We start from the raw sequence: 12,652 nt of genomic DNA on the forward strand, positions 1-12,652 counted from the left end.
CGCTCAGGTCGGATCGAGCCCGTGGCTCCGTAGCCACGGCAGTGGGTCTATCGCCGCCCCGCCCGCAGGACGCACCTCGAAATGGAGGTGCGGGCCCGTGGAGTTGCCGGAGTTGCCGGAGAAGGCGACCGGATCCCCGGCCTTGACGCTCGTGCCGGAGGCGACGCGATAGCTGGACAGATGGCAGTACCAGGTCTCCGTGCCGTCCTTCGCCGTCACGATCAGCATGTTGCCGTAGGCGCTGTTCCACTTCGTGGAGACGACGCCGTCGGTCGCGGCCATCACCGTGGTGCCGTAGGCGACGGGGAAGTCGATGCCTGTGTGCACCGACATCCAGTTCACCCCCGCCTGGCCGAAGAAGGCGCTGAGCCCCTTCTGCGTGACCGGCAGCACGAACTTCGGGCGCAGCCGCTCCTTGAGCGCGGCCGCCGCGGCGGCCTTCTTCTTCTCCAGCGCCTGCTGGTTCCTGAGGTCGAGCCGCTCCTGCGTCCGGCTGGCCCGGTCGGCGAAGTCGTCGGCGCCGGCGGAGAGGTTCGTGAGCTGGGAGTCCAGCTTGCTGTTGGCGATCGACGGCTTGACCGCCTGCGCGTCCGAGGCGGAGGCGGTGGTGTCCCTGCCGTCGTCGCTCAGGGCGCCGACGGAGGCGGCGGCGATCCCGGCGACCCCCATCACACAGACCGAGGGCACGGCGACGGTCAGCAGCGCGGAGCGCTTGGCGGGCGTGCGCCGGCGGGAACGCGCGGCGCTGCGTGCGCCGGCGCGGGTCGTCGGCGCCGGAACGACCTCTTCCTGGTCGTCCAGCAGCTGGGGCATGGCGTTCGACTCGTCGCCCCCGGAAGGCTGTTCACCGAAGACGCCGTCCTGGTACGGCATCCCGTCCTCGTACGGCACCCCGTCCTCGTACGGCGCCTGGTTCCCGAACGGCGTCTGATGCTCGTACGGCATCTGCGCGAAGGCAGCGGTCGGCTGTGCGTCGCCGACCTGGTCGAAGGCGGCACCGGCCTGCTGGCCGAACGGTTCGGCAGCCTGCTCGGGCTCCGCCGGCATGCTCATGGCCGGGCCGCCGGAGTTCCACTGCGTGGCGTCGTACGTGCCCGTCTCGAAGGTCTGGGTGCCCCACTCCCACTGCTGGGTCGGCTCGGCGCCGGACTGGCCCGGCTGCAGCCAGGCGCTGGTGTCCCAGTGGCCGCTGATGTCGTTGCCTGTCGCCTGGGCGGGGACCGTCCAGGCGGTGGTGTCGTGGATGCCGGAGCCGTAGGTGGCGTGGTGCTGGGCGGCGTACGGGTCGTAGGCCGGGGTCTGGCCGGTCTGCCACTGCGTGGTGTCGTACGCGCCGATGCCCTGCTGGCCGGGCAGGCTGCCGAAGAGCGGGTCGGTGGAGTAGGAGCCGGTGCCGTCCGGAAAAGCGGTGGCGCCGTAGCCGCCGTACGTGGTGAGGTCACCGTAGGGGGCTTCTTGGCTTCCGTACGGCGCGTAGTGCGCTGCGGAGGCGTCGGAAGCCGGGGCCGGGGAGGTCATGGTCCCCGACGGGTGACGGTCGTTCACCAACTTCTCTTTCGCCTCGACAACAGGGGCTGCCAGAGCAGTGCGGCGACTGTACCCGCCGGTACCTGGGCGCGACAATCTTCAGTTGGTTTCGCGTTGGCGGGAAACGGGCATTCGGCGGTGTTTCGGGGGCACCGGACACGAGTTTGGCCCAGGGTTCGATTGGTGTTCGATGTGCGGTGACCGTTCGTCACCTGTATGTCGCCTGTGCGTCACGCCACCGTCAGGCCGTCGGCCACCCGGTTCCCGGGGTGCGCGGTGTCGAGCGCCTCGCGTATCCCGGCCGCGACGGCGGGGTGCACGGGCAGCGCGAGATGCCCGATACCGGTCACCCGGACATTCCGCACATCGAGATCGGGGTGCTCCAGGCAGGCCGTCTCCAGCGGCACCATCACGGAGTCCAGGTCGCTCCAGAAGCTGACGAACCGCGTACGGCAGCCGGGTGCGGGCCGGGCCAGCTCCTCTATCACCCCCGAACCGGGCCGCATCTGGCGGACGATCGGATGGGCGTTGGCCAGCGGCGCCACGCTGGTCCCGGAGTGCGGCGTGCCCAGCGTGACGAGCGTGCGCACCCGCAGGTCGCCGCCCAGGCACTGCGCGTAATAGCGGGCGATCAGCCCGCCGAGGCTGTGCCCCACGATGTCGACCCGGTCGCTGCCGGTGCGCTCGCAGATCTCCTCGACATGCCGGCCGAGCAGTTCGGCGGCGGCACGGATGTCGCAGGTCAGCGGCGAGTAGTTGAGCGATATGACGCGCTGTCCGCCGTGCTGGGCGAGGTTGCGGCGCAGCAGCACGAACACCGAGCGGTTGTCGATGAAACCGTGCAGCAGCAGCACCGGTGGCCCGGCCCGGACCGGCAGCTGGGCGGTGCCGTCCTGGGCGGGCAGGACGGGGAAGGGGCGCTCCTGGGTGAGGCCGGTCGGGTAGAGGAGCAGATGGCCGGCGAGGATCACGGCCTCGAGGGCGGTCGCCTTCAGCAGCGCCACGGAGAATCCGGCCAGCCCGCCGGGCCACAGGCGCCGGTAGAGCGGGAGGAAGAGCGGCAGTACCCCGGTGACCTTCATGGCCGACCTCCTGTCGGCACGCCGGAGGACGGCTCCATCCCCCGTGTGCCCTCATGTCCCACCATGTGATTTCCCCCTCGCTGCGCACCGTAAAACTGCCGGTTGCGGGATGCTGGAGATAACGTTCGTTCACTTCGCGACGGGTGGCGGAACGCGCCAAAAGTGCGGTACTTGTCGTTACGGACGGAAGCGATCGCTTCCGGGGTCGTCTGATGGAGGCAGTGATGGGTGTGGCAGCGGGTCCGATCCGCGTGGTGGTCGCCAAACCGGGACTCGACGGCCACGATCGCGGGGCCAAGGTCATCGCGCGTGCCCTGCGCGACGCCGGTATGGAGGTCATCTACACCGGGCTCCACCAGACGCCGGAGCAGATCGTCGACACCGCCATCCAGGAGGACGCCGACGCGATCGGCCTGTCCATCCTCTCCGGCGCGCACAACACGCTGTTCGCCGCGGTGATCGACCTGCTCAAGGAGCGCGAGGCCGAGGACATCCTCGTCTTCGGCGGCGGCATCATCCCTGAGGAGGACATCCCGCCGCTGAAGGAGAAGGGCGTCGCGGAGATCTTCACGCCGGGTGCGACGACGGCGTCGATCGTGGAGTGGGTGCGGGAGAACGTACGTCAGCCGGCTGCCTCCGGTGGTTGAGCAGTCGCCTCAGCTGGTTGAGCGTGTGCCTTTGGCGGTTGAGCCGGCGGTTCGGTGAGTCCGCCGTCCGGGGTCAGTTCCTCGGCCATGTCCGCCCGCAACCGCAGCGTGGTCATCAGCCGCTGAAAGGCCTCCGCCCAGTACCCGCCGGCCCCGGGTGCGGCATCTTCCCGTTCGTCGGGTATCGCCAGCAGTCCCTCCAGCCGTATGGCCTCCGCGGGGTCCAGGCAGCGTTCGGCCAGCCCCATCACCCCGCTGAAGCTCCATGGGTAACTGCCCGCGTCGCGCGCGATGTTGAGCGCGTCGACGACCGCCCGGCCCAGTGGCGCGGCCCAGGGTACGGCGCACACCCCGAGCAGTTGGAACGCCTCCGACAGACCGTGCGTCGCGATGAAGCCGGCCACCCAGGCGGCCCGTTCCCCCGGATCCAGGGTCGCCAGCAGCTTCGCCCGCTCGGCCAGCGACACCGCGCCCGGCCCGCCGGCCTCCGGCGCCGACGGTGAGCCGAGCAGCGCCCTCGACCACTGCGGGTCCCGCTGTCGCACCGCGGCCCGGCACCAGGCGGCGTGCAGTTCGGCCTGCCAGCCGTCCGCCACCGGCAGCGCCACGATCTCGCGCGCCGTCCGCCCGCCGAGCCGCCCCGGCCAGGTGCCGAGCGGGGCGGCCTCGACCAACTGCCCCAGCCACCAGGACCGTTCCCCTCTGCCCGCGGGAGGCGTGCCCGCCACACCGTCCCGCTCCATGCCGGAGTCGCACTCCAGCGGCGGCTCCACCACGATCGCCGGCGCGTCCTTCGTACGGTCGAGGGCCACGCATGCCGTAGCCCGTACGGCCATGCGCGCGGCGAGTGCCGAAGCGGGCAGCGCCGACAGCAGCTCCGCCGCCGTCGCCCGCACATTGCGGCTGCGGTCGCCCAACGCCTGCTCCAGGAATGGCTCGTCCGCGGCGGACAGCCCCGTGCGCAGCGAGTCGAGGAACATCAGCCGGTCCTCCGCCCGTTCCGTGGGCCACGTCGACGCCAGCAGCTCGCGTCCGAGCGCGGGCGCACCGGCGCGCAGCGCGCCCAGCAGGGCCGCCCGCTCCGCGAACAGGCCTTCCTGCCACAGCCGGAGCACCGCCTCGGTGTCCTCGGGATCGGGCAGCTTGGCGCCGCCGCCGGGGGCCGCGCGCAGGGCGAACCGCCAGTCCGCGTTCAGCCGGGCCAGCCACAGTGCGCGCGGGCCCGCGAACGCCAGCGCCGCCGGGCGCAGATCCGTCCGGCCCCGGGCCGCGTCCAGCAGGGCGGGAAGCGCCTGCGGAGGCGGCGCGTACCCCTGCGCGTTCGCCGCCGCGAGCCACTGCGGGAGCAGCTCCATGAGATCCGGTGAGCTGCCCCGGCGGCCACCGGCCCCGCCGCCGGATCGGTCGGCCAGCAGCATGGCGAGCCTGCGGGCCGCCGCGCCGGGCAGCGCCGGGCGCGGATCCTCGGCCGCCGGTTCCGGTCGGCGGGCCGCCCGAGCGGGCCGTAGCCCCGCCCGCCGCCGTACGGTCGCCACGGCGGCCTCGTCGAGCAGCGCCAGCGGGGCCTGCCGGCCTGATCCGCCGTATGCCGCGGGGCGTCGGTCGGTGCCGAGGAGAGCGGCGGTGACCAGGTCTTCCCAGGGGCTCGGGGCAGCCGCGGTGGCCGCGCTGGCCGAGGACGTCCCGTTCATCGCGTTCCCTTCCCTGCGTGGGTCCATGTCCGGTGAGCCGGTCCGCACGGCGGCGCCGCCTCGACCGGGTGTGTCCGAGGGTGTTGGTGTCGGCGTCTGTGACCGGTTGTTACGGAGGCGCCATCTCGGACGAGTGCGTCTGCCGGTGTTGGTGTCGGTGTCGGTTTCCGGGGGCCGGTCAGCTCGGTGGCTCCGTGTCGGCCGGGTGTGTTCGCGGGGCGAAGGTGTCGCTTCGCCAGTGGAGCGGTCAGCACAGCGGTACCGGCTCGCCCGTGTCCTGCGGCCAGGCCGTGAGCGGGGTGAAGCCGCGGTGGCCGCATTCGCCGAACACCTTGACCGGGGCGCCGCCGGACAGTGCGACCAGTCGCCACAGGCCGGGGCGGGAGCGGGCGGTGCGGGTCAGCGGCAGCGCGGAGTCCGCGTCGGCGTCGGCCAGCTGCCACAGGTCGCCGTCCGGGACCGGTATCACCCGGTCCAGCGTCACCGGGACCGACTCCAGCCAGGGGTCGTCGCGCAGCGCCTCACCGTATCGGGCCGCCGCCTCGGCCGTGGTCGTGCCCGACGGGCGGAACGCGGCCGGTGCGGGTGGCGCGAACCGCTCGCCCAGGGCGGACCGGGACTGACCGGCACCCGGATAGGCGGACAGCTCCGCGTCCAGGGCCAGCCCGACCGGCAGGGACAGCTCCGGAGCCCGGCCGGCCGCGCCGTAGGACAGCAGCAGCCGGGTGCGACCCGATGCAGCGCCGTGCAGCCACATCCGGCGGGTCGTCAGTTTGGCGTCCACCGTGTCGTACTGGGCGAGGACCAACCAGTGGTCGCGGACCGGCGCGCCGTCCGCCGTGGCGGGCAGGCCCAGCCGGGAGCGGACCGTGGCCGCGAGGGCGTCCGGCAGCCGGTCGCGGCGCAGCCAGCCCTGGTCCAGCAGATGCAGCAGCGCGCACTCCTCCAGCAGCCGGGCCGGCCAGCCCGCGCCGGACGCCGGGATCGCCCCCAACTCCCGTACGCGCGCGGCGAGTCCAGGTGCCTGTGCGTCCACCATGCGGGCCGCCGTCTCGTCCCACAGTCCGTACCCCGCCTGCTCGGCCGCGGCCAGGCCGCCGCGCAGGAGGTCGGCGAGGCGCTGCTCCAGCTCCGTCGCGCCCGCCGTGACCCGCTCGGCCCGGCGCCCGGCCCGCCGCCGCGCCGCCTCGGGATCGGCGGCCCCGCTCCCCGAACTCCCCTCTCTCCGGGGCTCCTTGCTCTCGGCGCGCTCACGTCTGCCCGCGAGCCACTGCTCGGCCCAGTCCGGCGGTTCGGCGGAGGCCGGCACCGAGCCGTCGCCGCCCGCCCACAGCAGAAGCAGCCCGAGCGCGTGCTTGCACGGGAACTTACGGCTCGGACAACTGCACTTGTACGCCGGACCGGCCGCGCCGGCGAGATCGACCACCGTCTGATACGGCCTGCCGCCACTGCCCTTGCACAGCCCCCACACCGTCCCCTCTCCGCTTCCCGCCTCGGACCACGGACCAGCCGCGCCGAGCTTGCCTCCCGCTTTGCGTGACGCGGCGTCAGGCGTCAGTGCCAGCACCTGTTCCGCGGTCCAGCGCACCCCCTGCTCAGTCATGCCACCGACGGTAGGTCCCGCCACTGACAATCGGCCCGGAGCGGGAGTTTGTGCAGGTCGGAGCGATTGTCAGTGGCGTGGTGCACGGTGGATGTCAGACCGAACCGGCCGAGCTGGAGGGGGCCTCAGCCATGTCCGCCATGTCTGTCACATCCGCGTCCGAGCGACCGACCACCGTCGAACCGAGCCAAGGCGAGAACGCATCGGCGCTGCGCCCGCACGCCGAGCACGCCTTCGCGGCCGAACTCGCCGCTCTCGCCGCGCAGGACGACCGTCCGCGCCCGGCCCGCTGGAAGCTGTCGCCGTGGGCGGTGGCGACGTATCTGCTCGGCGGCACCCTGCCGGACGGCACGGTGATCACACCCAAGTACGTGGGCCCGCGCAGGATCGTCGAGGTCGCCGTCACCACGCTCGCCACCGACCGCGCACTCCTTCTGCTGGGCGTGCCCGGCACCGCGAAGACCTGGGTGTCGGAGCACCTGGCCGCCGCCGTCAGCGGCGACTCCACCCTGCTGGTGCAGGGCACGGCCGGCACCCCGGAGGAGGCCATCCGCTACGGCTGGAACTACGCGCAGCTGCTCGCGAACGGCCCGAGCCGCGACGCGCTCGTGCCGAGTCCCGTCATGCGCGCCATGGCCGAGGGCATGACGGCCCGCGTGGAGGAGCTGACCCGTATCCCGGCCGATGTGCAGGACACGCTGATCACGATCCTGTCCGAGAAGACCCTGCCCGTCCCGGAGCTGGGCCAGGAGGTCCAGGCGGTCCGCGGGTTCAACCTCATCGCCACCGCCAACGACCGGGACAGAGGCGTCAACGACCTCTCCAGCGCGCTGCGCCGCCGCTTCAACACCGTGGTGCTGCCGCTGCCGGAGAGCGCCGACGCCGAGGTCGACATCGTCACCCGCCGAGTGGAGCAGCTCGGCCGCTCCCTCGATCTGCCGGCCGCGCCCGACGGCATCGAGGAGATCCGCCGGGTCGTGACCGTCTTCCGCGAGCTGCGCGACGGCATCACCGCCGACGGCCGCACCAAGCTGAAGTCGCCCAGCGGCACACTGTCCACGGCCGAGGCGATCTCCGTCGTCACCAACGGCCTTGCCCTGTCGGCGCACTTCGGCGACGGCGTGCTGCGCCCGGGCGATGTCGCCGCGGGCATCCTCGGCGCCGTCGTGCGCGACCCGGCGGCCGACCGGGTCGTCTGGCAGGAGTACCTGGAGACGGTGGTCCGCGAACGCGACGGCTGGACGGACTTCTACCGCGCGTGCCGGGAGGTGAGCGCATGAACGACACCCGCTGGCCCAAGGCCCACGACCCCGGACCGCTGCTGCTGGGGGTACGGCATCACGGTCCGGGTTCCGCCCGCGCGGTGCGCGGCGCGCTCGATGCCGCCCGGCCGGCCGCCGTCCTGATCGAGGGCCCGCCCGAGGCCGACCCGCTGATCACGCTGGCCGCCGACCCGGATCTGCGGCCTCCGGTCGCCCTGCTGGGCCACGCCGTGGACGAACCGGGCCGCTCGGCGTTCTGGCCGTTCGCCGAGTTCAGCCCCGAATGGGTGGCGATCCGCTGGGCCGTGGAACACGGTGCCCCGGCCCACTTCATCGACCTGCCGGCCGCATACACGCTCGCCTGGGACGAAGGCGAGCAGGAGAGGGAGAAGGCGGAGGCGGAGGAGAGCCAGGGCGATGAAAGCCGGGACAGCGAGGAGCAGGTCCGTGTCGACCCGCTCGCCGTGCTCGCCGGGACCGCCGGATACGACGATCCCGAACGCTGGTGGGAGGACGTCGTCGAGCACCGGGGCCCGGGGGAGCGGGACCCGTTCGCGCCGTTCGCCGCGCTGGCGGAGGCCATGGGCGCGCTCCGCGAGCGCTACGGAGCAGGCGGGCACACCCGGGACCTCGTCCGCGAGGCGCACATGCGGCTCCGACTGCGCGCGGCACGCAAGGAGTTCGGGGAGGCGGTGGCCGTGGTCTGCGGGGCCTGGCATGTGCCCGCGCTGCGCGCGAAGACCACCGTCGCCGCGGACCGGGCCCTGCTGAAGGGGCTGCCCAAGGTCAAGGCCGATCTGACCTGGGTGCCCTGGACCCACTGCAGGCTCGCCCGGTCCAGCGGATACGGCGCGGGCATCGACTCGCCGGGCTGGTACAGCCATCTGTTCCACGCCCCCGACCGGCCGGTCGAGCGGTGGCTGACCAAGGTGGCCCGGCTGCTGCGGGAGGAGGACCGGATCGTGTCCTCCGCCCATGTCATCGAGGCCGTCCGGCTCGCCGAGACCTTGGCGGCGCTGCGCGGTCGCCCACTGCCCGGGCTGAGCGAGACCACCGACGCGGTGCGCGCCGTGATGGGCGACGGCTCGGATGTGCCGCTGGCGCTGGTGCACGACCGGCTGGTGGTCGGGGACGTCCTCGGCGAGGTCCCGGAGTCGGCGCCGGCGGTACCGCTCCAGCGCGACCTGGCCCGGCAACAGCGTTCGCTGAGGCTCAAACCGGAGGCGCTGGAGCGCGAACTGGAGCTGGACCTGCGGGGCGGCACCGACGCCGGCCGCAGCAGGCTGCTGCACCGGCTGCGGCTGCTCGGCGTCGGCTGGGGCGAGCCCGCGCGGTCGCGGGGGAGCACGGGCACCTTCCGGGAGACCTGGCGGCTGCGCTGGGAACCGGAGTTGTCTGTGCGGGTGGCCGAGGCGGGCGTATGGGGGACGACCGTACTGGCCGCGGCGCAGGCCAAGGCCGAGGCGGACGCGACCGGCGCGGGCACGCTCGCCGATGTCACCGCGCTCGCAGAACAGTGCCTGCTCGCCGGTCTGGCGGACGCCCTGCCGGTCGTCATGCGGGCCCTCGCCGACCGGGCGGCGCTCGATGCGGACGTCGGCCATCTCGCCCAGGCCCTGCCCGCCCTGGTCCGCTCCCTGCGCTACGGCGATGTGCGCGGCACGGACACGGGTGCGCTGGCCGACGTCGCCGCGGGCCTCGCCGAACGCATCTTCGTCGGCCTGCCCCCGGCGTGCGCCGCGCTCGACAGGGACGCGGCGGACGAGATGCGCGGCCATGTGGATGCCGTGCACACGGCGGTGGGGCTGCTGACGGAGACCCTGGCCGGAGCCGGAGCCGGAGCCGGAGCCGGAGCCGGAGCCGGAGCCGGTGGCGGTGGCGATGGTGGTCCGGGCACGGTGGAGCGTGCCGGTGCCGTGGGTCAGGTCGGCGCTGGAGATGGCGCCGACCGACCTGCCGCCGCCGCTGAGTGTGCCGGTGCCGGTGCAGGGGCGGACGGTGGCGCGGTGGGCAGTGCCTTCTCCGGTGTCGGGTTCGGGGGCGGGGGCCTGCGGGAGCGCTGGCGGGCTGTGCTGCGGGCGTTGTCGTCGCGGGACAGCGTGCCCGGTGTGCTTCGGGGGCGGGCGGTGCGGTTGTTGCTGGACGACGGCGCGTTGCGGCCCGAGGAGGCCGCCCGGTTGATGGGGCTCGCGCTGTCGCCGGGGACGCCGCCCGCCGACGCGGCCACCTGGATCGAGGGCTTCGTCGGTGGCGGGGGAGGACTGCTGCTGGTGCACGACGAGCGGCTGCTCGGCCTGGTGGACGGCTGGCTGAGCGGGGTGCCGGCGGAGGCGTTCACGGATGTACTGCCGCTGCTGCGGCGCACGTTCGCGGCGTACGAGCTGGGGGTGCGCAGAACGCTCGGCGAGCTGGTCCGGCGCGGACCGGGAGACCGCGCGGCCGGGCGGGTGGCCCACGGCACCGTGACACCCGGCTTCGCCGCCGAGCCGGACACCGAGCGCGCCGACGCCGTGGTGCCGGTGCTGCGTCTGCTGCTCGGCCTGGACGACACAGGCGTGGGCGACCTGGGCGACACGACGGACCGCAACAGCCTTGTGGGGGTGGGTGCATGACGACCGAGTCGATGCCGGTGGCTGTGGACGATCCGGCGCGGGAGCGGTTGCGGCGCTGGCGGCTGGTGCTCGGCGGCGACCAGGCCGACGGCACCGGATGCGCGCTGTCCGGCCGGGACGCGGCGATGGACGGCACGCTCGCCGCGCTCTACGGCAAGGGGGACAAACCGCAGACGGGCAGGGACCGTTCGGCGGGGCTCGGCGCGTCGGCGCCGTCCGTGGCCCGCTGGCTGGGGGACATCCGCACCTACTTCCCGGCCTCCGTCGTCCAGGTCATGCAGCGCGACGCCATCGACCGGCTCGGCCTCGCCTCACTCCTGCTGGAGCCGGAGATGCTGGAGGCGGTGGAGGCGGACGTGCACCTGGTCGGCACGCTGCTCTCGCTGAACAAGGCGATGCCGGAGACGACGAAGGAGACGGCACGCGCGGTCGTGCGCAAGGTCGTCGAGGATCTGGAGAAGCGGCTCGCGACCCGTACGCGGGCCACCCTCACCGGCGCTCTCGACCGCAGCGCGCGCATCAGCCGTCCGCGCCACCACGACATCGACTGGAACCGCACCATCGCGGCCAACCTCAAGCACTATCTGCCCGAGTACCGCACGGTGGTGCCGGAACGGCTCGTCGGATACGGGCGCGCCGCGCGGTCGGTGAAGAAGGAGGTCGTGCTCTGCATCGACCAGTCAGGATCGATGGCCGCGTCGGTGGTCTACGCGTCCGTGTTCGGCGCGGTCCTCGCCTCGATGCGGTCGATCAGCACCCGGCTGGTCGTCTTCGACACGGCGGTGGTCGACCTCACCGACCAGCTGGACGACCCGGTCGACGTTCTCTTCGGTACCCAGCTCGGCGGCGGCACGGACATCAACCGGGCGCTCGCCTACTGCCAGTCGCAGATCACCCGGCCCGCCGAGACCGTGGTCGTGCTGATCAGCGACCTCTACGAAGGCGGCATCCGCGACGAGATGCTCAAAAGGGTGGCGGCGATGAAGGCGTCCGGGGTGCAGTTCGTGGCGCTGCTCGCGCTGTCCGACGAGGGCGCGCCCGCGTACGACCGGGAGCACGCGGCGGCGCTGGCCGCGCTCGGCGCACCGGCCTTCGCCTGCACACCCGATCTGTTCCCCGACGTCATGGCCGCGGCACTCGAGAAGCGGCCGCTGCCGATACCGGACACCGCGTGACGCCGGGTACGAAAGAGGAGGGACAAGATAGAGGAGGGAAAAGGGGCATGACCACCCCTCGGTAACACCCGGGTTGCGCGGCCTCGGACGGGCCGTGCAAGGATCGACGGAGCCCGTGTCGCGCCGACTCGAGGATGTCCCTCTCCTTGACCTTCCCAGCAGCCCTCCTTGGTACCGCCGTGCGCATGCTGCGTACGGGGGCGGGACGGCGTGCGCTCCAACTGGTGCTGCTGGTGGCCGGACTGTTCGCGCTGGGATTCCTCTGCGGCGAACAGGCGCATGCGGCCGAAGCGACCCCGGTTCCGGCGAAGGTGACTTCGGTGCCCTCCGGAGCGATCGGGAGGATCGCCACCACGAGCAAGGCCGGCGAGCGGGGTGTCGTCCCCGTCCGCGAGGTCGGCGAGCCGGCCGGCGCGCCCGTACGCCACGTGGTGAGCACCGTGAGCACTGTGACCGCCGCGCCGACCGTGCCCAGGTCCCTCGAGGGCACGGCGGCCCAAGTCGTCGACAAGCCACGGACCCCGGTGCCCTCCCTGCCGCTGCCCGACTTCCGCCAAGTCCAGGTCCCGGACCTCCCGGTCCACCCGACGCCGCAGCCGCAGTCCACGGCGCCCGCTCCGCCGCGGCACGGCGGCGCCACGGCGCCCGGCTCGGCGGAGCAGAAGCAGCCGTACGCCTCGGCTCATGCCCAGGCGGCTCGTACCGCCGTCGGTGCGCCGGTCACGGTCGCCTCGTACGGTCCGCGGACCGGCTTCGCGCCGCAGTCCCCGGCGCACGCCCTCCCGCGCCACGGCACCGCCGCCGTGGGCGCCCCCGGTACGCCCATGCCCACCGGGGACCCGGACGGTCTGCTCGGAAAGCAGGCCGCCGACGGCAACGCCTCCCGCCACGGTGACGCGTACGCCGTCACCCTCGACGACCGGGCGCCGCTGCGGCTCGCGCCCGGCGCCACCGCGCGCGTCGACGCGCCCCGCACCCGGGAACGGCACCGGGACATCCCCGTCTTCCCCGGCTAGGCAGCAGGGCCGACCTCCCCGCCGCGGATCTGTCGTG

9 protein-coding genes are annotated in these 12,652 nt (G+C 73.4%); 5 read left to right on the top strand and 4 right to left on the bottom strand.

What is annotated here, in order from left to right:
• Positions 1-3: 3 nt before the first annotated feature.
• Together AB0L75_RS31460 and AB0L75_RS31465 are read right to left on the bottom strand one after the other, a co-directional pair.
• On the bottom strand, positions 4-1,545 hold the full coding sequence (locus AB0L75_RS31460; protein WP_365187751.1) for a M23 family metallopeptidase: 1,542 nt from the start codon (positions 1,543-1,545) through the stop codon (positions 4-6).
• Positions 1,546-1,757: 212 nt separating this feature from the next.
• A complete protein-coding gene (locus tag AB0L75_RS31465; RefSeq protein WP_365187754.1) occupies positions 1,758-2,609 on the bottom strand; it encodes an alpha/beta fold hydrolase in 852 nt (283 codons plus the stop codon).
• Between the two features lie 224 nt (positions 2,610-2,833).
• On the opposite strand from AB0L75_RS31465, the gene AB0L75_RS31470 reads away from it, so the two are divergent.
• Positions 2,834-3,256 (top strand): cobalamin B12-binding domain-containing protein, encoded by a 423-nt coding sequence (locus tag AB0L75_RS31470; protein WP_189816521.1) that lies wholly within the window; start codon positions 2,834-2,836, stop codon positions 3,254-3,256.
• Here the strand turns inward: AB0L75_RS31470 and AB0L75_RS31475 are convergent.
• The gene (locus AB0L75_RS31475) at positions 3,232-4,947 is read right to left on the bottom strand and encodes a DUF5691 domain-containing protein (protein ID WP_365187755.1); all 1,716 of its coding nucleotides are present in this window, start codon (positions 4,945-4,947) and stop codon (positions 3,232-3,234) included. The two genes, AB0L75_RS31470 and AB0L75_RS31475, sit on opposite strands and share 25 nt — an antisense overlap.
• A 247-nt stretch (positions 4,948-5,194) precedes the next feature.
• Complete coding sequence (locus tag AB0L75_RS31480; RefSeq protein WP_365187758.1) at positions 5,195-6,550, bottom strand: SWIM zinc finger family protein; 1,356 nt, start codon at positions 6,548-6,550, stop codon at positions 5,195-5,197.
• Between the two features lie 140 nt (positions 6,551-6,690).
• On the opposite strand from AB0L75_RS31480, the gene AB0L75_RS31485 reads away from it, so the two are divergent.
• From AB0L75_RS31485 to AB0L75_RS31500, 4 genes are all read left to right on the top strand, one after another.
• A complete protein-coding gene (locus tag AB0L75_RS31485) occupies positions 6,691-7,830 on the top strand; it encodes an AAA family ATPase (RefSeq protein WP_365187760.1) in 1,140 nt (379 codons plus the stop codon).
• Positions 7,827-10,424, top strand: a complete 2,598-nt coding sequence (locus AB0L75_RS31490) for a DUF5682 family protein (RefSeq protein ID WP_365187763.1) — start codon at positions 7,827-7,829, stop codon at positions 10,422-10,424. The genes AB0L75_RS31485 and AB0L75_RS31490 overlap by 4 nt, the downstream gene beginning before the upstream one ends.
• Positions 10,421-11,599, top strand: a complete 1,179-nt coding sequence (locus AB0L75_RS31495) for a VWA domain-containing protein (protein ID WP_365187765.1) — start codon at positions 10,421-10,423, stop codon at positions 11,597-11,599. Before AB0L75_RS31490 ends, AB0L75_RS31495 begins: the two co-directional genes overlap by 4 nt.
• Before the next feature lie 146 nt (positions 11,600-11,745).
• Positions 11,746-12,615, top strand: a complete 870-nt coding sequence (locus AB0L75_RS31500; protein ID WP_365187767.1) for a hypothetical protein — start codon at positions 11,746-11,748, stop codon at positions 12,613-12,615.
• Positions 12,616-12,652 lie beyond the last annotated feature (37 nt).

Source organism: Streptomyces sp. NPDC052101, assembly GCF_040680235.1.
Lineage (GTDB): Bacteria > Actinomycetota > Actinomycetes > Streptomycetales > Streptomycetaceae > Streptomyces.